This window comes from Flavicella sp. IMCC45537 (assembly GCF_057197705.1).
In genome coordinates, this window is sequence record NZ_CM170067.1 from 1675176 (window position 1) to 1696919 (window position 21744).

16 protein-coding genes are annotated in these 21744 nt (G+C 34.3%); 3 read left to right on the forward strand and 13 right to left on the reverse strand.

The annotated features are described in order from the left end of the window. Positions 1-41: 41 nt before the first annotated feature. The 11 genes from AC2DGP_RS07050 to AC2DGP_RS07100 form a co-directional block, all read right to left on the reverse strand. Positions 42-830 carry a T9SS type A sorting domain-containing protein gene (locus tag AC2DGP_RS07050; protein WP_484492306.1) on the reverse strand — a complete coding sequence of 263 codons (789 nt, stop codon included), beginning with the start codon at positions 828-830 and terminating at the stop codon, positions 42-44. 231 nt (positions 831-1061) lie between these two features. Further along, positions 1062-2096 (reverse strand): T9SS type A sorting domain-containing protein, encoded by a 1035-nt coding sequence (locus AC2DGP_RS07055; protein WP_484492307.1) that lies wholly within the window; start codon positions 2094-2096, stop codon positions 1062-1064. Between the two features lie 277 nt (positions 2097-2373). Beyond that, a complete protein-coding gene (locus AC2DGP_RS07060) occupies positions 2374-3567 on the reverse strand; it encodes a T9SS type A sorting domain-containing protein (RefSeq protein ID WP_484492308.1) in 1194 nt (397 codons plus the stop codon). Between the two features lie 317 nt (positions 3568-3884). Next, positions 3885-4694, reverse strand: a complete 810-nt coding sequence (locus AC2DGP_RS07065) for a T9SS type A sorting domain-containing protein (RefSeq protein WP_484492309.1) — start codon at positions 4692-4694, stop codon at positions 3885-3887. 312 nt (positions 4695-5006) lie between these two features. After that, positions 5007-6557 (reverse strand): alpha-L-fucosidase, encoded by a 1551-nt coding sequence (locus tag AC2DGP_RS07070; RefSeq protein WP_484492310.1) that lies wholly within the window; start codon positions 6555-6557, stop codon positions 5007-5009. Between the two features lie 99 nt (positions 6558-6656). Beyond that, complete coding sequence (locus AC2DGP_RS07075; protein ID WP_484492311.1) at positions 6657-9203, reverse strand: glycoside hydrolase family 2 TIM barrel-domain containing protein; 2547 nt, start codon at positions 9201-9203, stop codon at positions 6657-6659. Positions 9204-9215: 12 nt separating this feature from the next. Next, on the reverse strand, positions 9216-10466 hold the full coding sequence (locus AC2DGP_RS07080) for an NAD(P)/FAD-dependent oxidoreductase (RefSeq protein ID WP_484492312.1): 1251 nt from the start codon (positions 10464-10466) through the stop codon (positions 9216-9218). Positions 10467-10480: 14 nt separating this feature from the next. Continuing rightward, positions 10481-10795: a 2Fe-2S iron-sulfur cluster-binding protein gene (locus AC2DGP_RS07085; RefSeq protein ID WP_484492313.1), complete on the reverse strand. Its 315-nt coding sequence runs from the start codon at positions 10793-10795 to the stop codon at positions 10481-10483. Positions 10796-10807: 12 nt separating this feature from the next. After that, the gene (locus AC2DGP_RS07090) at positions 10808-11965 is read right to left on the reverse strand and encodes a cytochrome P450 (protein ID WP_484492314.1); all 1158 of its coding nucleotides are present in this window, start codon (positions 11963-11965) and stop codon (positions 10808-10810) included. Positions 11966-11975: 10 nt separating this feature from the next. Continuing rightward, positions 11976-12791 carry an alpha/beta hydrolase gene (locus AC2DGP_RS07095; RefSeq protein ID WP_484492315.1) on the reverse strand — a complete coding sequence of 272 codons (816 nt, stop codon included), beginning with the start codon at positions 12789-12791 and terminating at the stop codon, positions 11976-11978. 6 nt (positions 12792-12797) lie between these two features. Then, positions 12798-13916 carry a Zn-dependent alcohol dehydrogenase gene (locus tag AC2DGP_RS07100; protein ID WP_484492316.1) on the reverse strand — a complete coding sequence of 373 codons (1119 nt, stop codon included), beginning with the start codon at positions 13914-13916 and terminating at the stop codon, positions 12798-12800. A gap of 160 nt (positions 13917-14076) precedes the next feature. Here AC2DGP_RS07100 and AC2DGP_RS07105 point away from each other — a divergent pair, with 160 nt between their 5' ends. The 3 genes from AC2DGP_RS07105 to AC2DGP_RS07115 all read left to right on the forward strand — a co-directional run bounded on the left by AC2DGP_RS07105 (position 14077) and on the right by AC2DGP_RS07115 (position 18846). After that, the gene (locus AC2DGP_RS07105; RefSeq protein WP_484492317.1) at positions 14077-14928 is read left to right on the forward strand and encodes an AraC family transcriptional regulator; all 852 of its coding nucleotides are present in this window, start codon (positions 14077-14079) and stop codon (positions 14926-14928) included. 122 nt (positions 14929-15050) lie between these two features. After that, positions 15051-15923 (forward strand): family 16 glycosylhydrolase, encoded by an 873-nt coding sequence (locus tag AC2DGP_RS07110; RefSeq protein WP_484492318.1) that lies wholly within the window; start codon positions 15051-15053, stop codon positions 15921-15923. Positions 15924-15933: 10 nt separating this feature from the next. Next, on the forward strand, positions 15934-18846 hold the full coding sequence (locus AC2DGP_RS07115) for a glycoside hydrolase family 2 protein (protein ID WP_484492319.1): 2913 nt from the start codon (positions 15934-15936) through the stop codon (positions 18844-18846). Positions 18847-18911: 65 nt separating this feature from the next. Here AC2DGP_RS07115 and AC2DGP_RS07120 read toward each other — a convergent pair whose 3' ends face one another. Together AC2DGP_RS07120 and AC2DGP_RS07125 are read right to left on the reverse strand one after the other, a co-directional pair. After that, positions 18912-20735 (reverse strand): arylsulfatase, encoded by a 1824-nt coding sequence (locus AC2DGP_RS07120; protein WP_484492320.1) that lies wholly within the window; start codon positions 20733-20735, stop codon positions 18912-18914. Between the two features lie 8 nt (positions 20736-20743). After that, the gene (locus tag AC2DGP_RS07125; RefSeq protein WP_484492321.1) at positions 20744-21742 is read right to left on the reverse strand and encodes a Kelch repeat-containing protein; all 999 of its coding nucleotides are present in this window, start codon (positions 21740-21742) and stop codon (positions 20744-20746) included. Positions 21743-21744 lie beyond the last annotated feature (2 nt).

Sequence of the window (21744 nt, forward strand, 5' to 3'; positions counted from 1 at the left end):
CTTGAAGAAATTCAAGGCTTTTTGCGTTAAGTAAATACTACTTATTCTTTGATGATCTTACGTTTCAAACCATTATCTGTTTCTACAAAATATACTCCTGGAGTTAAATCTGAAATATCTAAAGTGTCGCTTGCATTCAAACTTTTAACATATTGACCTAAAACGTTAGATACAATAACAGTTTTAGCCCCATGTAAATCAGAAATATTCAAGTTTCCTTTTGTTGGATTAGGATAAACTTTAGTTCCACTGTGTAAAACTTCACCTGAAACACTAGCCGTTGGATCTACAAATTGTTCAATATTATCAATATAGAATTTATCGTTTATGTCTAACGTGTCAAAAATAAAATACATTCTAGAAACGACTCCATCAGGATACCCATAACAATTAACTTCTATAGAAGACCATGTAGACATAGAACCACCTGTGTACGACGTTGAAGCTGTTTGATAAAAATTTCCATCAATTTTTAAACCTAATGTAACTGTTCCTGTCGCGTGAGGAGTAAGTATATCAAATCGAAAAGATTTACCATTTATTGAGTTCATTGAAGTTAACGATGCACCTACTGGATCCACAATCGGGAAAGCATAGTCTGGTGCTCCAGCAGCTGTAATATGCCATTCAATCGCATTAGCAGATGAAGCAGCAGGTGAATATGCTGTGTCATCAACTAACATAGCTTCAGCTTTTTCACCACCATGTTGAAATTTAATTTCCCATTCTGGAGTTTCTTCATCAAAAGTAATTGTTCCAGTTGGTAACTGGGCATTCATTGTTCCTGTAGCGAAAATCGCAACTGCAATAATTTGTAATTTTTTAATCATAATTTAAAATGTTTATATGGTTATTATTTAATTACAAACGTAAAGACAATAATCAGTTATTCAGCCATGAGAAAAACCTAATATAGAAATAACATCATATACACAAATCATTTAAAAATCCCAATAAAACTAATGAATTCAATTATACAATTGATAAACACTAATTAATCATAACGCAAAAACGTCTTTGAAAATCTCAAAGACGTTTAAACTTATTCTTAAAACAAATACTTATTTCACAAACTTAACAGTTCCATTTTCTGTGACAAAAATATAGATTCCTGATGGTAAAGTCTCCACTGAAATTTCAGATGATGTTAAACCTGATTGAACAGACACTCCAGTCATATTATAAATTGCATATTCTTTAGAAACAATAGAATTAACCACTAACACATCTCTTACTGAACTATAATAGACTGCTTCTAACTGTTCGTTTTGATTTTGAATAGATGCAACGGAAGCATCAATATCAAAAGTATCCGATGCATATCCATAGTTTTGAACATCAGAAGTACCATTATAACCATAGCCTAAAACTTGAAGCCTTACTCCGGTAAGAGCAGTATCTAAATGCGGTACTGTAATATCTGCCGTGGTAGATTGTGAAGTACTTAATGTAGTTACAGGAACCGAAATAGTAGTAGCTTCAGGAATTCCACCGTAAGCATTCGTTAAAAACCTAACGCGAACATCCACTATATCACTATTTCCCGGATCTGGTTTAACCGCTGTATAATCTACACCTATCGTTAAAACATCACCAGGAATAAGGTTTTTTCCATTTGCTAAAATATAATCCGCAACACTTACTCCTTCAATAGTCGTAATTGATACATTACAATTTACCTCAACACTGTTATCTTGTGTTATATCAAAAGGCGAGAAAACAGTATTCACGAAACCTGCCCCATTAGAACCACGTGCTTGAATTTTAACAGCAGACAATCCGGGATTAATTGCAGGAACGGTTAAAGCTAAAATAGTTGTTTGAGCTTCTGCATTATTAGCAACAGTTCCAGTAACAACCGTGCCAGCAACTTCATTCCAATCAGATGTTAAGAATCTAACGACAATATTATCGGAACCTGCAACTAAATTAGTGTAAGTAATTTCCACATTTAAAACCGTTCCGCTTGTTAAAGTTGAATTATTCGTTTGAAAAGTACTAGGATCCTCACCATTTATAGCGGTTATTGCAACAGATTGCGCTTTAATTAATGTAACAGCAAAAAGTGCCATCACGAAAAGTAATTTTTTAATCATAATATTTAAATTTAATTGGTTATTGTTAATGCCATCTAAATTAGCAGTTTAACAAGAAACAAGCACCATGATATAAACTTGATACAACAATAATAACAACCTCACAAAAACCGAACAAAAAAAAATCAAACCACTGAAAAACAACACTATAAAAATAAAAAAAACAAAAAAAGACAGATTTAAACTCAAGCACTGTATGTTCATATAAAATCTACTTTTTAAACAAAAAAAAGCCCTTTGAAATATTCAAAGGGCTTTATTATGAAAGAAAATGAATTTAGTTCTTTATGATTTTTCTTTTCAATCCATTAGCAGCTTGTAAAAAATACACTCCTGATTTCAATTCTGAAATATCAATAATAGTCTCTGCATTAAAAGTTTTAACCACTTGTCCTAATACATTTAAAACTTGAACCGTGTCAAGACCTGAAACATCAGAAATATGGATAATTCCATTTGTAGGGTTTGGGTATATCTCTAACTCTCCAATTAGATCATTATCAACAGAAGCAACTGGAGCTTCATTTACAATTGGAAAAGTCATTCCAAAAAAGTCATTTATCCAACCATCATCAGTATCATTTCTACGCTGTAAATCATACCTATCAGCACTACTTCCTGTCACAATTTGATTTCCATCACCATCATCAACAGTTGCATCAACGCTTAAACCATTTAAGGTTGCACCCAATGGAAACGTAAAATTGATTGTACTTGATCCAGAAATTAAAGTACCCTCAGTAGTAGTAATATCTGCATGAGTGACATCACCAATAGTTGCATTTGCATAAGGATCTTCTTCTCCATTCGCTGGATGCACCAATAAAATTCTATACCTAAGTCCTGAAATTGTTGTATTTGCCACATAATCAAACGACATTGTAAAACTCTCTCCTCTTGTTACTGTAGGAATAGTTGTTTGAACGTTAGAAATATCAATATATCCAGCAGGATAGTAAGCATCAACAATTGTGATAGCTTGGTTATTATTTATTAACGATTTCGATCCTACATCAGGATCTCCACCGGAAAACTTTAAAGTTGCAGCCACTTTGTTATCCGCATCTTCCTGATCCAATACTGTTAATGTAGTTACTTCCCATGTAATTATACGAGGAGAAGTTCCTGCTCCAGAATCAGATACGACATCAACATTTGTTTTAAAACCAGAAGATTTTGCAAAAATATTATCATTCGCAGCATTTTTGATTGGCATCCATAAGGTACCAAAAGAAGTAGGTTCTGCTTCTACTGGATCAGCTCCCGCATCCCAAGTAATGGTAGAAGTAACTGTAACTGTAGTTTCACTAAACGGAGCAACACCATCATTACCATCATCATTTAAAAAATATCCATTTGACGAAATCACAAGATTATCTGAACCTGAATGTGAAATAGAATAAGCAGTCGTTTGCCCATAAGACATTGAAGTTACCACCATGGCAACCATAAAAAGTAATTTTTTAATCATCATAAAAATTGTTAAAGGTTATTTATTATTTCATCAAAATTAGATAATATCAGTTTGAACAATCATCGTATATGTTTTAAAAACTACTACAAATGAACCAACAAAAAAATGTTAGAATTTACTAATTTTTAACGTTATTCAACAAGGCCAAGATTCAAAAAAAACAAATAAACACCTTTAAACACTAAAGATAGCTTTAGAACAAATGATTCTAAAAATATCACATATGTGCAAATGATTGCACTAATGATTCTGATAGTTTTGTCAATAAAAAAAGCCTCTGATATACTCAGAGGCTTCAATATAAATATCTATATTTAATGCTTCACAATCTTTCTTTTCAAACCGTTATCTGCTTGTAAAAAATATACACCTGCATTTAAATCTGAAATATCAATTGAGGTTTTAGCATCAAAAGTTCTAACTATTTGCCCTAACACATTAGAAACAGATATAGTCTGAATTTTAGAAATATCAGAAATATTAACAATCCCTGTAGTTGGGTTTGGATAGACCTTAATTTTGTTTAATTCACCATCTTCAACAGAGGCTACAGGAGCATCTTCAACAGTAAGTCCGGTATTTAATTTAAATGTAGCATTATTTGCATTTCCACCAGACTCAGGTGTCTGTACAAAAGTTAATGCCGGGGTAGCAGAAAAAGCACCTACAAAACGAATACCAATATCTGCTGATGTCAAATCTGCGATATTGTTTGCATCACTTGAAGCTGGATATTGTTTAATCGTATAAATACGAGTAAAATACCCAACTGTTGGAGAATCTAAAGTTGTTTCTGTTTTAATAATGGAATTATCAACATCCGTAAAACCTTCATCTAAATTAAACATTGAAGCATTTGAATAACTAGAGTAATGTCCTCCTCCACTAATAACAGTTCCAGAATCATAAACTCTAGAGTTTACTGTAACACCCGTTTCTCCAGCGATATCGTATGTCCCATTTGGAATGTTAGAAATAGTTATTATTATTGGATTTTCCAATGTTCCATCAGAATAAATGGTTGTTGGAGTATTGTCATACGTAACACTGATTTGAGCATTCAAATTTAAACCGGCTACAAAAAGCCCCATTAAACCAAGAAATTTGGGTAATTTTTTAATCATGATAAATTGTTTTTAGGTTATTATATTGTTCTCGACAAAACTACCTTAATACAATTCATATGGATATCATAAATGTTTCATATTATACCTTGTATGTGCACCTCAACAACGAAAATTATTAAGAATAAAAGAATCCTTTTATAAATTTTATTTCTCATTATAAATACACTAGACAAAATCTATTTTAACCGCATAAAACGATACAAATATGAGCATAAATAGGTCAAATGTTTTTTTTAAAACAATTCAAAAAAAAGCTCATGATTACCCCATGAGCTCAAATCAATTAATTAAAAATTCCAAAACTCGTAATTAAAACTTAATTTTAAATACAAATGCATGGTTTCCCAGTTTTTCTTTAGGCATTTCCACTGATAAACATTTATGATTCTGCGAAAAATCCAACTTGGTTTTATTCTCTAAAAATTCAATAGAGGTAATTTTTTTCGACAAATATGGATTCCCTTTTTTCAAACTATGAATTTCCAAAACACCACTTTCAGGCCAGTCCAAAACTGTGGCGTATAAAATATTTCCCTTAGTTGTGAACCTAATATCTTTAGAAGTATTATCTGCATTTTTATGTTCACTTAAATGCCCCTCTTTTACTTCAAAATCTCCTTCGCCATATATCTGAAATGGACGAGTACCGTAGATTGCCTCTCCATTAGTTTTCAGCCAATCCCCCATCTCCAATAAACGTTCTTTTACACCTTCAGGAATAGATCCATCTGCTCTAGGTGTTATATTCAATAATACTGCCCCATTTTTACTTACAACATCAACTAAAAAATCAATCAAACGATTGGTTGATTTGTACTGTGGATTACTAATATGAGACCACGCCTTCCAATCTATAGAGTCATCCGTTAACCAAGGAAATTCTTTTTTTTCCTTCATACGAGACCTTTCTAAATCTAAAACTGCCGACCCTTCTGCAAAGTCGAAAAACTTATAAGTTGAAACAACCTCTTGATTCTTTTCTTCTGCAGTTTGATAATAATATTGCAAAAAATCTTTTCTATACTGTTCTCCAATAACATCTACCTTGTTATCAAACCAAACCATATCCGGACTGTATTTATCAACGATTTCCTTTAAACGATCTAACCATTGTTGATTGAATTCTTCCCCTGCCATTGGGTAAGTTTCAGGATCAAACTTTCTTTTTTTATGTGGATTATTAGGATACTTAAAATCTCCTTTGTTTACTTTTGGACCATACAACCCAGCATATTCAGGATTAGAGGCATCTGTATTTTCATCCCATGTAGGAAACCAAGCATACAACCATTGTCTATGAAAAGTAGCGATAAACTTCATATCACGTTTTCTTATCTCTTTAGATAGCTCTCCCATGATATCTCTTTTGGGTCCCATTTCTTTTGCATCCCATTTTGTTAAATCACTATCCCACATGGCAAATCCATCAGCATGCTCTGATACAGGACCAGCAAATTTTGCCCCAGCATCCTTAAAAAGTTGTGCCCACTCTGCAGGATCAAATTTTTCTGCGGTAAACATTGGTATAAAATCTTTGTAACCAAAAGAATCTAAAGTTCCATATTTTTCAATATGATGCTTATGAATCTTATGCGCTTTCCCTTTTCTCGCCTCAGGATTATTCGCATCAACATACATCCAATGAGAGTACCATTCCGTTTCATAGGCAGGCACTGAATATGGACCCCAATGACAATAAATTCCAAATTTTGCATCCAAAAACCAATCCGGAGTCTGATGCTGCTTTAAAGACTCCCATTCTGCTTTGTAAATAACGCTCTGTTTTGTGGAAGTCTCATGCTTTTTGGAACATGATATCAATATAAGTGAAATTGCTATGATATATTTGATTGCTTTCATTCTATTATATATTTAATTGGAAATGATATAGCTCAAAGATATCAATTAGATCAACTTGTTAGGAACACAAATCGCTTAATTAAAAGACTAAATGGTTTTTTATTCTATTTTGACTTTTAATATTTCTGAGGTAATACCTGCTGTTGAAGCGGAAATAGACTCCATGCCTTGTTCAGTTTTTGTCTGAACCAACAAAATAGCTTTTCCTTGATGAGTTTTCACAACATTACCTTGATGGGTCGCCACATTTTTTTCCCATCCATTATCTACACCAATCGTTTTCAACAACTTACCATGACTAAAACTGATGGTATGGTCTTTATCGGTAATGAGGTTTCCTTTTTCATCTAACAAGTTTATTTCTATGACCGCCACATCATATCCATCTGCTTTTAGAATAGTTTTATTCCCTTTTATAGCAATAGAAGTCAAAACACCTTGACTTGATAATTCATACGAATCAACTTTTATCCCATTATTATAGCCCACTACTTTTAATACACCTTCACTATATGGTACCATCCACTTGATTATATTATCTGTTTCTTTAACATCTTCAAGTTTTTGTTTTCCTAAAGAATTTCCGTTTAAAAACAATTCAGCCTCTTCACAATTTGTATACGCCTGTACAATAATTGGTTCCGTAGTTGTATAATTCCATTTTGGATACACTTTGTACCATTCCCATTTCCTAAGCATTTTCCATACAGGTGCAGGTGTATACTGCATGTCAAATTTCCATCCCTCTTTTTCCGAATAGGAAAATTCTGATTCTTTAGCTGGAGTAGTCACCATATATACCTTTGGGTCCTTTTTCCAAAGACATTCATAAAAATGACCTCTTGGTGTTTTCAAACCAGCATAATCGAAAAAAGAAATTTCCAAACCTTTTCTTGGCCAAGGTCCCGCTTCTCCTAGATACGCAAATCCAGTCCAAGCAAAAATACCAGAAACAAATTCCCTTTCAATACAAGCTTTCCACTCCGAATAAGCCCCCCAATTCTCTGTTCCTAATATTTTTAAATTAGGATATACTTTGTGAGCTCTATCATATTCTGAAGCGCGATAATTAAATCCGTATACGTCTACGGCAGTTCCATAACCACTAGCCATACCTATAGAAGGTAAAACACTACCACACGTTGTTGGACGAGTTGTATCTACTTCTTTGACCCATTTCACCAACTGCTTTGCCGTTTTTGCTAGAGGATCTTCTCCTTCAAAATATTTAGTAAAAACTTTATTAATATTAACCACATCGTAGTCAGGAACTTGCTCATACCCCTGGGCACCAGATTTTTTATTTATTTCTCTGTAAGCTTTAGAATAATACGGAAACGTCCATTCAATTTCATTTCCGATACTCCACATAAAAACAGATGGATGATTAAAATCTCTCAAAATTAAATCTTTCAAATCACGTTCTGCCCATTCATTAAACACAGACGGATAAGATTTAGAATCTTCCTTTGAAGCAGCATTATCTCCTAAATAAACTAAACTTTTCTTTTTAGGGTTGTACCATTCATCAAAGGCCTCTGCCATCACTAACATTCCTTTTTCATCACAAACCTCCATCAACTCAGTAGAATGTGGATTGTGAGACATACGTACAGCATTCACCCCAATTGATTTTAGTTTATCAATCCTATACTCCCAAATTGCCTTTGGAACCGCTGCTCCTACAGCACCAGCATCATGATGTAAATTAACTCCTTTAATTTTCATGTTTTGACCATTTAAAGAAAATCCTTTAGCTGCATCAAAATTAAAAGTTCTTACCCCAAAAGTTTCAATCACCTCATCTACAATATTTTCAGAATCAAACAACTGCACTTTTAAGATATATAAATTGGGAGAATCAACACCCCATAATTTAGGATTCAAAATTGGAATCGCAACCTGAATCGAATTTTGATCTTTCACTTTTTGCTCTTTGCTCTTTACCAACTTTTTATCAGTATCATAAACACTATATTTTATTGATAAATTATTCTCAGACATAGCCACAGCATCCGACAACTTTGTACTAACAGATAACAAAGCTTTATCTTTCGAAACCTCAGGTGTAGTAATTTGTACCCCCCATTGTTTCATATGTAATGGATTCTTCTTTATCAACGTAACGTTCCTATAAATACCAGAACCGGTATACCATCTAGAATCGATAAAAGCCTTTCTATCTACTTGAACAGCAATCACATTGTCAGAACCATCAAAACTTAAAAACTCTGTTAAATTATAAGAAAAACTACTATATCCATAAGGTCTTTTCCCTAAAAAATGACCATTTATCCATACACTTGCATTGTTGTAAACACCATCAAACAAAACTGAAATCTCTTTATCTTCATCTTTTTCTGAAAGGACAAAGTGCTTTCTATACCAGCCCATACCACCTTCAACAAACCCAGTACTAGCAGCTCCTTTTTCCTTATTATAGCCTATTTCTATACTCCAATCATGAGGTACATCTAAAACCCTCCATTGAGAATCATCATATTTCGGAGATGCTATTTTGGCATCATCTTTCAATTCAAATTTCCAATTTTTATTAAAATCAATGGTTTCTCTAGAATTATTTTTCTCTTGACTACAAGCCACAAATAATAATAAAAGGGTAATACTTAGCGATGCTATTCTCATGAGTTTGATGTATTATTTTAACAAGTTCACAGGTTTAAACACCACCGAACTGTCTTTTAATTTAGTTTTATCTATTGGGTTGGAACCCTTAATAAATTTTGTTCCAATGACAAATGCTTTGGGATTATTTACTGCATCAACAGCTAACAATTCGTCTGATTTGAAATACCAAATAGAAAATTTAGCAGGATCTTCCTCTTGTCGAGTGATCACTTCATCATAACCTTGAGACAATCCAACCATTTGTAATTTCACATCATATTGATCTGACCAAAACCAGGGGATACTATTGTATTCTGATGTTTTCCCACAAATTGCTGCAGCAGCAACCTTTGCCTGGTCTACCGCATTCTGAACAGACTCTAAACGAATTTTTCTATCATAATGTGGATTGTAGTGATACGTGCAGTCACCGATAGCATAAATAGAAGCATCACTTGTTTTCGCTGTTCCATCAACTTGAATTCCATTATCAATCACAAGTCCGGCTTCTTTAGCCAATTCTGAATTCACTTTAATTCCAACACCCACAATAATTATATCCGCCTCATAAGAAGATCCATCAGCACAAACAACAACATTAGTTTCCGATTTGGCATCAATCTTTACAACATTTTTATTGACCAAAACATCCACGCCATTTTCATGATGCAAATCCATAAAAAACGAGGACATTTCAAGAGCGGTAACCCTGGCTAAAACTCGTTCTTCCCTTTCTAAAACAGTAACATTACCGCCTAGTTTCTTTAAAGAAGCTGCTGTTTCCAATCCAATATAACCTCCTCCAATAATCAAAATATTTTTCGAAACTGATTTCTCAAATGCCAATCGGATATTCTCTACATCAGCTCCTGTTCTTAAAGGAAATAAATTTAATGCTGATTTAACTCCAGGAATAGGTGGAATAAAGGGTCTAGCTCCTGTGGCTAAAACTAGTTTATCATATTCAATAATGGTCCCATCCTTCAATACGATATTCTTTTCTAGTCTATCAATTTTTTGAACTGATACTCCTAAACACAACTCAATAGATTCCTTATCATAACTCTCTTTTGACTTCAAAAAGTTAGAATCCATTCCCTCTGCACTGGTTAAATATGCTTTTGACAAAGGTGGCTTGTGATAAGGCAATATTGGATCGCGATCAAATAAAACGATTTTCCCTTTCCAACCTTCTTTCCTCAAGGAAAATGCAAAATTAACACCACCATGACTTGCACCTATTACCACACAAGTCTGTGTATCAGTATTGTTCTCAACCATCATTTATTTTTTTATTATTCAGATTCCGCAACCTGCAACACAACACCATCTAAAGCATCACTAATTTCTAATTGACAACACAAACGACTTCTATCATTTGCATGATCATTTAATTCGAGCATATCCGCTTCTATTTCACTTGCTTCACCCGTTTTACTAACATGAGCCTCATCTACATGCACATGACAAGTTGCACAAGAACAAACTCCCCCACAATCACCATCAATTCCAGGCACATTATTATCTACAGCCAACTGCATTACTGACCCTGAAGTCCCCTCTAAGGTAACCATCTCATTCTCTCTTGTTATAAATGTTATTTTTGCCATTTTATTCTTATTTTATTTTTTATTGAATTTTACTTTTATAGAATCGTAACCAACTTTTCTTTTGAACTGGTCTAAATCTTCAATATTCTCTTTGAAGTCAATTATATCTATCGATTGAACTTTATTCGCTAGTGTTTTTAATAAAATATTCATGATTTGTCGCGCATGAGTTGCCCCCAAACAATTATGATGACTGAAACCAAAAGCCACATGCGGATTTAATTTTCTATCCAAAACAACTTCATTCGGATTTTCAAAAACTTTGGCATCCCTATTCGCTGAAGCCCAGCATAATGAAATTCTTGAATCAGTCTTCACTGCATGTTCACAAACTTCAGTATCTTCAGTAACCACCCTACCCATATGAGTTAATGGAGAAAAATAACGAATCAATTCCTCTACTGCTTTTCCAGTAATTTCTGGCTCTTCTGCTAATCTTTTTAAAGATTCCTGGTGCTCGGCAAAGTATGCAATTGAATTTGTGATGGCATTGATCACCGTATCTCTACCACCAGAAAATGTTAGGATGATAATTCCTTTAATTTCCTCTCTAGTTAACTTTTTACCATTTACCGTTGCCGCTAATAACATAGAATACAAATCATCACCCGGATTCTGCATCGCCATACAGATTTTACCATCTATATAATCATACAATAGCTTTGCTTTGTCTCCATCTAGATCATTTCCTTCACTTCGAAACACGTGTGTTCCCCAAGAAATCCATAATTCAGATTCCTCATAAGGAATATTCAATAACAACGTCAAGGCCCTAGATTGTAATTTCAAAGAAAAATCTGCAACAACCTCAACTTCATTCATCGTTAAAACCTCATCAACTAAATCATTTATCTGATCAGTCAGTTTATTTACATACCCTTCCTCTAGAGGTCTTTTAAACCAAGGTTCCACTAAGGATCTAAAATCCTTATGCTCTGGTGGATCTACCTCAAAAGGAATTTGTCTTGTATCCCTTATATTTACTTCAGAAGGAACTACAATTCTCCCTGGGGTAGCACCAGACTGAAACTTTTTCCAGTTATGTGCACATTTTCGTACGTCTTTCAAACCAAGAACCATTGTGACAGGATCCTCCTGATCATTCATTTTTCCATATCCTTTTTGGATACGCGCCTCTTCAAATGGATCTGGCAATGCACTTTTTTCCATATTTTTAGCTTTAAATTTTTATTTGTTTTTTTAAAATTCCATCAAAAAACTCAATGGTCTCTTTAATATGTGTTTCCCAATAAATCCATTCATGTTTCCCTGAATTTTCTTTATAGGTATGTTCAATTTTTGCCTCTATCAACTGCTGATGTAACTTTCTGTTTCCTTCTATCAACTCATCATCCCGTCCACAATCAAATCTAAATGGCGGCAAATTTTCAATATTTCTCAAAATTGTAGCATATACCGAAATAGCTTCTTTATTTTCTTCTTTATAAGCCTCTAAAGGTTCTTCTACAAAAAGTTTCATCTCCTCAAGTACCGTTATGGAGGATAAACCGGACACTCCAGAAAAAAACTGATTGTATTTTATCCCTAACCGTAAAGCACCAAACCCTCCCATAGAGAGACCAGCTATAAAAAATTTAGAAGTATCACTTGCTTGAGGTATCAATTCTTTAACAGCATCTGGAACATCCTCCACAATCCATTTTTCAAAATTTGATTGCCTATGTTTTACATACGCACTTCCATCTCCCCATAAGCCATCAGAAGGCATTGCAATTATCATCGGCTGAATTTCACCTTTCTCTATCCATTCTTTCATTTTTAAATGAATACCAGTTTTGTGAGCCCAAATCCAATGACTGCCGTAAACCCCATGCATCAATATAACAACGGGTAGATTCTTTAATTTTTTTCCTTGTGGTACAAAAACTGAAATATCCCCCCTATGATTCAGATGCTTACTTTTTACCGTGATATGACGTAAATTATTCGTTTCAAAACGCGGGTCTGAAATTTCTGTAGTTTTAAAATTCGACATCATCAATTACTCAAAAACTATTACACCTTTCGCATTTTTTCCTGAAAGCATGTCATCAAATGCTTGTTGTAAATTATCTAAGGGATACGTACGTGTAATCATTTCATCTAGCATGATATCTCCTTTTTTATAATGATCAATAATTTTTGGAAAATCCTTTTGTGGGTTGCATTTACCATATAATGGGTTGATGTATTTCTTATCCCATTCAAACAAAGCCATATCAATCAATACTTCTTGTTCAATTCCGCTTACTTGTACCGCAGTTCCTGCATTTCTAACCATGGCCAATGGCGCCGCTCCTAATGCAGGAATCGCAGTGCATTCAAAGGCATAATCTGCCCCTCGGCCATCAGTCATTGCCTTCACTTTCTCAGCAGCTTTCAAAAGTCCCTTATCATTCTTATCTGCTAATATCGTATGTGTAGCTCCAAACTCCACAGCCATATCCAAACGTGTTTGATTGATATCTATGGCGATTATTTTTGAGGCCTTTGACACTTTTATTCCTTGAATAACATTTAAGCCTACTCCACCTGTTCCCAAAACAACGGCAGAAGAACCTTCTGAAACTTTCGCTGTATTCACTGCAGATCCAAAACCTGTCATGACTCCACAACTTACAATACTCGCCGCCGAATAACTCATATCTTGAATAGGGTTTTTAACGACAGCAGATTCTTTCACTAAAGTAAACTCGGATAGCGTTCCAATATTAAAAGAACGTTCAATGGGTGCATCGTTATACTTTGTCCCATCGATATGAGCATGCCCCTCTGTATAACCATTGCCTCCAGCAACTACAGGAGAATTATTCTCACAAATATGTTCATTTTCATGCTCACACTGAAAACATGCTCCACAGGGAGTAGCCCAATTTAAGATTACAGAATCCCCAACTTTAACGGTTTTAACAGAATCTCCAATTGCAGTAACAATCCCAGCTCCCTCATGTCCCATCACTATTGGTTTTCCCCAACTTAAGGAATCATGATCTGTATGACACAGTCCAGCAGCTTTAATAGCCACTAAAACCTCATCTTTTTTAGGATTTCCTACTTCAATATTTTCGATACTAAAACCACCTTTCCCGTTGGCTATAGCTGCTCTACATGTAGTGCTCATATGATACTATTTGTAATTAGTTAATTGATAATTCAAAAATAAAGACATGTTAGAAAGCAAAAAGTACCTATTCTAGCCGAATAGTAATCTATATTGACATACTGTATAAATAAAACAGATAATAACATCATAATTGAGTATTTTTGAAAAAAAACAGATCATGAAAGCCGAATTTGAAAAAATAGCTTCACCTGCTGAAAACTCTTTTAACTCATTTATTTTCAACAATAAAAGGTTTACTGCACCTTGGCATTTCCATCCTGAATTTGAGCTTACTTATATAGTAAAAAGTAAAGGGATTAGGTATGTTGGAAATAGCATACAAAAATTTGAGGAAGGTGATTTTGTATTACTCGGTCCCAATATTCCTCACTGCTGGAAAAACACAGATGAAAATGTAGCACATGTTCAATCTATCATCTTTCAATGGGATGAAGAATTACTAGGTCAAAACTGGATAGAAAAACAAGAATTCTCAAACATCAAAAAATTATTCTCTAAATCAAAACAAGGAATTAAATTTTCTTCTGATACCTCAGAAAAATTCTCAAAACGTTTATTTGAGTTGTTAGCGCTAGATCCATTTCACAAAATGCTTGGATTTGTTCAGCTTTTAGAGAGTTTAAGTAAAGAGGAAGACCTCGAATTATTATCTTCTTCGAATTTCACTCCCATATTAAATCGAAAGGCCAACAATAGAATTGAGGCAGTTTATCATTTTGTAAGGCATAATTATGATAAAAAAATTAAATTAAGTGATGTTTCTAGTTTAGTGGCGATGACAGACGAAGCTTTTTGCCGGTTTTTCAAAAAAACTTTTAACAAATCGTTTTTCACCTTTGTTAACGAATACAGAATCAATCTAGCCTGCAAATCACTAACTGAGACAACAAAACAGGTCAGCCAAATTGCTTATGACTGCGGATATGAAAGTCTTCCCTTTTTCTATAAACAATTTCAAAAGTTTATGAATTGTTCTCCTTTACATTTTAGAAAAAACCCACACGAATAGTAAATTTTTATCATTCCTCAAGAATTTTGTTCTGTTCAAAAACACATACGTTTCTCAATGAAACCGATATACTCGATAATTTTACCATAGCTTAAAACTCATAAAACAAACCAATTATACTCATGAAAAAAAATCGTCTAACATTATTATTCCTTGTTGTATTTGGAATAGTACATTGCTATTCTCAAAATCTAACGATACCACCAAAACGCTATGTAGATTCCGTAAAAACAGAAACAGCTGTTTTAAGAAAAACGGATAAACACCCTTTGTCCGATCAAGAGAACTCTGGCAACTGGAAAAAATCTAAAAGTGGCTCTGATGAATTTCAAAAAGGAAAACTAAACACCAATAAATGGTACCCTAACAATCCCAAATGGAAAGGTCGAGCACCAACGTATTTTCATGGTAGCAATGTAAGTTTAGAAAAAGGGGAAGTTGTAATTAGAGTCAATCAACACGGCGATGAAAAATTACCTGAAACTTATACACATTCTACTGGCTTTATTAAAAGCAAACAAAAATTTTTATACGGGTACTTTGAAGCTGAAATTAAACTGATGGATGCCCCGTGGGTCTCAGGTTTTTGGATGACTAATGTAAGTAAAGATTGGTGGACAGAAATTGATATTTGTGAAAATGCCCCTGGTGTTATCTACAACCGTCATGACTTAAATTCAAACATTCATGTGTTTAGAGCTCCTGAGGATAAAGGAAATATCAAAAAACATTTTTCAAGAACAAAAAAGTATTACTTCCCTCAAGAATTACAAAAAGACTATCATGTTTGGGGACTTGAATGGACACCTGAGTTTATTCGGTTTTATATTGATGGTATTTTGTTTAGAGAAGCAAAAAACACACATTGGCATCAACCCTTAGAAATCAACTTCAATTGTGAATCTAACAAGTGGTTTGGAGCACTACCTGATGACAATCGTTTGGATGGAGAATTCCACATAAAATATTTTAGAGTCTGGCAAAAGAAAAATTAAATTAATAAATATGAAAAAAAACGCAGCATTATTATTACTTGCCTTGGTATGCTTATCGGCAACAAGTCAAGAGCTTCCTTTTGGTTTCCCAAATACTGATAGGACAAAAACAAGTTTGAATCAAAATTGGAAGTTTCATTTAGGCGACCCTGATGAAAAATTTTACACAAAGAACTTAGATGATTCCAAATGGGAACAAATTAGTGTTCCTCATACATTAAAGCTTACCTCCTTAACATTAGATGGACTTCAAGACGAAAAAACACAATTAGTTTTTCATAGAACGGTTGGTTGGTACAGAAAAAACTTAAATATTCAGGAATCTAACAAAAAGGTATTTCTAGAGTTTGAAGGTGCACATCAAGTAACTGATTTATGGATCAATGGTGTTCACGTAGGACAGAATTCTATCGGAGGGTATACACCTTTTCATTTCGATGTTACAGAATTCGTTCAGAAAGGAAGTGTCAACCAAATTACATTATTAGTTGATAATAGAAGAAATGAAATTGTTCCTCCTGATCCAGGTCCCTTTGACTATGTTAAATTTAGTGGTCTTTACCGTGATGTATATCTAGTGGAAACAAATCCAGTACATGTTACTTTTAACTGGGAATCATTAAACTCAGGGGTAAACATTACAACACCTACTATAGACCCTGTGAATAAAAACGCTACTATTGATATCAAAACAGCTGTAAAAAACGAAAACACAAAACCTACTACTGTAAAAATCAGAACACGTATTATTGACAAAGAGCATATCGTTGTTTTAAATTTAGAAAACACACAAGAATTATTACCCGGACAAGAATATCAATTCAACCAAATAGGAAGTTTAGAAGATAATGTAGAACTTTGGGATACTAAAAACCCATATCTGTACCGTGTAAATTCAGTTATAGAAGTAGACGGAAAAGAAGTAGATTTTATCGAAAATAAAATTGGATTAAGAAAATTCGAACAAGACCCAATAAGAGGGTTTCTTTTGAACGGTAAACCAATTAAATTACTAGGTATGAATAGACATCAACAATATCCATATCTAGGGGATGCTGTTCCTAATTCTCTTCATTATAAAGATGTTTTACAATTCAAGGAATTTGGCTTTAACATTATTAGAACAGCACATTACCCGCAAGACAATGCTCTTTTGGATGCTTGCGATGAACTTGGAATCTTAGCATATGAAGAAGCTCCAACTTGGATTTCTATTTCTCAAAAAGACGAATGGTGGGACAACGTTGAAAAAGCGGCAAGAACTATGGTAAGAAATCATAGAAATCACCCTTCTATTGTCATGTGGGGAGCAGGTGTGAATCACAGAGGTTACGTCCCAAGAATCCATAACACCATTAAGCAAGAAGACCCAAATAGACTTACAGCCTCACAGGGCGCACGTTGGACTGGTTGGCAAGCCTCTGGCTTAACAGACATCAATGCCAATATGCTTTATGGGCCTTTTATCTGGGACCGAACAGAACCTATATTTGCAATGGAAGGACGCATAGGAGCCAAATCAGTTGCTCCTTATAAACGAGACCCGTTAATGACTGGGTTAATTGCATGGACAGCACATGCTTATTATACTTTTCATCCAACACACCCTAAAGCTAACGATTCTATAGATAGAACTAGAAGTGGTTTGATGACCATATTTAGACAACCTAGACCAGCTGCAGAATGGTACAAATCAGAATTATTAGAGAAACCGTTTATTGACATCAAAGAAGAATGGAATTCCAATACGGAGGAAATTACAGTTTACAGCAATGGAAACGAAGTCGAATTACTATTGAATGGTAAATCAATTGCTAGAGACAAACCAAGTGCAGATACAAGTTATGTTGGATTAGATCACCCTCCATTTATATTTAAAAATATCAAGTACAAAAAAGGTAAACTTACTGCGAAAGCATATTTTGACGATGCATCAAGTTTACAAACATCTAAAAGCACTGCTGGCAAACCTCATGCTATTCAATTAAGAGCAGACATTGAAGGGAGGACTTTTGTTGCAGATCAAACAGATATTTTAATGGTATACGCAACTATTGTTGACAAAAACGGTAATACTGTTACAGATTCTGAGAAAAAGATCACGTTTTCTACCAAAGGAGATGCCTCAATTATTGGTGATGATATCGAAATAAATGCAAACCCAATGTTTACAGAATATGGAATTGCTCCGGCATTGGTAAGAGCGGGTTCTAAACCTGGTAAAATTTCCATTTATGCAAAATCAAAAGGTTTGAAATCAGCAAAAATCACAACCTATACCACAGAAAGCAATGCTAATATCATTTCTAGAGATGCCATAACGGTGTATGATTTCAAAAACGAAAGAGTAGATCTAGGAGCCCCAGATCAATTAACACAATTCGGATGGAATTTTTGGAATGGAAGTAATGATCAAACAAACTCGTATGAATTCAAATCTTTTGAAAAGGCTAAAATTAGTATTACTTCAGCTCATAAAGAAGGTTTTGTAAAATGGTTGGGAGAAATGAATGTTGTTGGTAAATATGGATTTGCATATGGCGATGGAGCCATTGGAGTAAGTAAGGAAGGTATCAATTTGACTTTAGAAAATCTACCAAAAGGAAATTATAAGTTAAAAGTTTGGCATCATGCTCCAAGAACAAATTCTGATTTGATGGACCCTAATAAGGACAAATTAAAATCATTAAACACTTATAAATTACCCTATGAAAAGAACCTAACGATCACTTCTTCATCTTTAGTTGGAGAATCACCAGTCAAAGGAACTGTTACAGAAGGAAAACAAATGCAGTGGGACTTACCAGGAACAAGTACCGTGATAATACAATCAGACGGAAAAAATCCGGTAATAATAAACTACAACGGAACTGAAGGTAAAGGTATTTGGATCAATGCCTTTGAACTTAGTGAATGGAAATAATAACAACTTTAGAAATAAAAAAAGGTCAACCGAATGGTTGACCTTTTTTGTTTATGGATAGTTTATTATATTTTTTCTATATAAACATAATAAGCAACATTCTTTTCTCCCTTCTTGTTATAAAAGTTCGCATTCATTTTGGCCTTACCCTGAGTAAGTTCTACAACAAAATCCGCACTCTTATCGTTATCAGAAACTTCAACTTCTCTTTTTACTTGATTTCCTATATTGATAGATGCCTTAGTATACCCAAGATTTTTTCCTTTTGGTAATTCTCTTTCCAATCCTGGAAAATCTTCTTTAGTAATTGCAGGAACCGTTGTATTTATTAAAAGATTTGCTTCCGCAGGATACCTAGTCAAAGAAACTTTATATTTCCCCGTTTCTTTAACATCTATACACCAATAACCTTTTCCTTGATCCCCATTTCTAATAGCCACTTGATTCCAAGGTTGATTTCCATTATCTGCATGAATATCATGGCAAGTCAAAGCTATAGGGTTTTCAATATCTAAACCTACTTTAAAATAAATTTCCTTATCAAAATCCACAGATACTTCTTTCCACCACGCTTCATAAAAGGCACGCATTTCAGCTACTTTTTCTGGGTTAGCATCTGCTATGTTATTCTTTTGTCCCTTATCGTTTGAAATATTATACAATTCTTTTCCATTGATCAACCTCCATTTATTTTGCATTACTGCAGAACTCTTCCACTTTTTTGGGTTTTGAATTCTCTGAGAATCCGTAACAAGCATTCTGTCATTTGTAAGCTGAGGATTTTTCAACATTGAAACAATACTTTCTCCAGCAATCTTAAGATGGTCTTTAGGCAAAGAAATCCCGCATAGTTCCGCTAAAGTTGGCATAATATCAACAACTCCCGTCAACTCATTAATGTCTGTTGATTTATAGATATTTCCATTTTTCCAATGAATAAAAAATGGAACTCTATGTCCACCTTCATACTGGCTTCCTTTATGACCGCGCATTCCTGAATTAAATCCAGTACTTACTTTTGTCTTTTTGTTATAATACTCACCCGCTGCAGTTCCATTGTCCGTCATAAAAATTAATATCGTATTGTCAGCTACTTTTAATTCTTTTAATGTCTCTCGCAATTTCCCGAAATTATCATCTATATTCGTGATCATTCCATAAAAACGCTTTTGCTTCTCCTGCAAAACATCACCAGGTAAATCTTTGTACATATTATAGTATTCAAGAGGTACATTATACGGTCCGTGCGGCGCATTTGGAGCTATATAACAAAAGAATGGATTTTCTTTATTCTTTTTGATAAACTCAATAGCTTCCCAAAAAAAGACATCCGTGCAATATCCTTTATATTGGACTGGTTTTCCGTCCTTGAAATATACATCATCAAAATAAGTGTTATTCCAAAAATCTGGAGTTTGTTGAACACCACCGCCTCCATGCATCACTGTATTTTGAAACCCTCTATGTTCAGGTCTAAATGGATAGTTATCCCCCATGTGCCATTTTCCAAAGCCACCTGTTACATATCCACCTTCTGAGAACATATCTGCTAAAGTTTTTTCTTGCTCTCTCAATAAGGACCAACCCCCGATCGTATGCCATACACCGGTACTATTTGCATATCTACCTGTCATTAAAGCAGATCTTGTTGGTGCACATGTAGGTCCCACATGAAAATCAGTTAAATGATAACTTTCTCCATGGAAAACATCTAAATTGGGAGTTTTAATAATTTTATTTCCATGCACTGCCAAATCTCCATATCCCTGATCATCGGTGATCACTAAAATCACATTAGGTTTTTCAGGGTTATCTGATTTTTTAACTTTGTTAGATGTGCAACTCCCGAGTGCAGCAACAAGTACAATTGCTAATTTTACTATTCTCATATTCTTATTTAATATTGTTCCATTGATTGTAATTCAGGAGAACCACCTCTATGCCCACAGCCAGAAGCCACATAAATATGCTTATTAAAAACAAATGCTCCTGTCCCATGTCTACCTTGAAGTAAGGAAGGATAACTTCTCCATGTATTATTTTTAGTATTCAACGCCTCTACTTCAGCATGTGCCAAATCTTGTGTGGCCGATTCACCACCAATTACCAGAACATCATCTTTAAAGGCTACTGCCATATTACCGGCTCTTTGCGTAGGTAAATTCTCTTTCAGGGTTGACCATTTCATCAAATTCATGTCAAACACATCGACTTCAGCAATTGTTTCCGAAAAAGTTTTTTTAGGTGCCTTCGATAATCGACCCGCCAAAGAATAGATTTTATTGTTCAAATAGACCGCCTGAAAATGATCTCTTGCTCTAGGTGCATCTGGTAGAATCTTCCAATTTCCGCTAACTAAATCAAAACTATCAAACCATTTTTGATGACCACCTCTATGTCCATCTACAATTCCACAAGTAATATAAACCATACTTCCTTTCAAAGCATTTCCAGTAGAACCTCTTCTTCTTTCAACAGGGATTTCAGAAGATTTATGCCATGAATCCTTAATTGTATTATAATAATACACATGTGACACAGGAGTTTCTCCCGGGTATTTACCTGTCATAGCCCCTATGATATAAACTTTATTTTCAAACACCACAGGTTGAAAATGATGGAACTCCATAGGAGGTTTAGTCCCTTTTGACCATGTTTTAGTTGTTGTATCAAAAATACTAACCGGTCTAATTCCTCTGCCACCTAACAAATAAAATTTTGTCCCCACATTTACAAAAGCTGCTTCATGTCTTTGAATCGGCTCAGATCCATCTGAAGATAAAACAGCCTTCCATTGAGTAGTATCTTTTGGTTTATCTTTCGTAGGTAAGCCAGTACATCCCATCAAGAATATGACACTAACCCCGATACATAAAAGCTTTTTGTAAAAATTCATCT

Coding starts and splice junctions, on each gene's coding strand:
- AC2DGP_RS07050 (WP_484492306.1), bottom strand. CDS start 830: ATGATTAAAAAATTACAAATTATTGCAGTTGCGATTTTCGCTACAGGA.
- AC2DGP_RS07055 (WP_484492307.1), bottom strand. CDS start 2,096: ATGATTAAAAAATTACTTTTCGTGATGGCACTTTTTGCTGTTACATTA.
- AC2DGP_RS07060 (WP_484492308.1), bottom strand. CDS start 3,567: ATGATTAAAAAATTACTTTTTATGGTTGCCATGGTGGTAACTTCAATG.
- AC2DGP_RS07065 (WP_484492309.1), bottom strand. CDS start 4,694: ATGATTAAAAAATTACCCAAATTTCTTGGTTTAATGGGGCTTTTTGTA.
- AC2DGP_RS07070 (WP_484492310.1), bottom strand. CDS start 6,557: ATGAAAGCAATCAAATATATCATAGCAATTTCACTTATATTGATATCA.
- AC2DGP_RS07075 (WP_484492311.1), bottom strand. CDS start 9,203: ATGAGAATAGCATCGCTAAGTATTACCCTTTTATTATTATTTGTGGCT.
- AC2DGP_RS07080 (WP_484492312.1), bottom strand. CDS start 10,466: ATGGTTGAGAACAATACTGATACACAGACTTGTGTGGTAATAGGTGCA.
- AC2DGP_RS07085 (WP_484492313.1), bottom strand. CDS start 10,795: ATGGCAAAAATAACATTTATAACAAGAGAGAATGAGATGGTTACCTTA.
- AC2DGP_RS07090 (WP_484492314.1), bottom strand. CDS start 11,965: ATGGAAAAAAGTGCATTGCCAGATCCATTTGAAGAGGCGCGTATCCAA.
- AC2DGP_RS07095 (WP_484492315.1), bottom strand. CDS start 12,791: ATGTCGAATTTTAAAACTACAGAAATTTCAGACCCGCGTTTTGAAACG.
- AC2DGP_RS07100 (WP_484492316.1), bottom strand. CDS start 13,916: ATGAGCACTACATGTAGAGCAGCTATAGCCAACGGGAAAGGTGGTTTT.
- AC2DGP_RS07105 (WP_484492317.1), top strand. CDS start 14,077: ATGAAAGCCGAATTTGAAAAAATAGCTTCACCTGCTGAAAACTCTTTT.
- AC2DGP_RS07110 (WP_484492318.1), top strand. CDS start 15,051: ATGAAAAAAAATCGTCTAACATTATTATTCCTTGTTGTATTTGGAATA.
- AC2DGP_RS07115 (WP_484492319.1), top strand. CDS start 15,934: ATGAAAAAAAACGCAGCATTATTATTACTTGCCTTGGTATGCTTATCG.
- AC2DGP_RS07120 (WP_484492320.1), bottom strand. CDS start 20,735: ATGAGAATAGTAAAATTAGCAATTGTACTTGTTGCTGCACTCGGGAGT.
- AC2DGP_RS07125 (WP_484492321.1), bottom strand. CDS start 21,742: ATGAATTTTTACAAAAAGCTTTTATGTATCGGGGTTAGTGTCATATTC.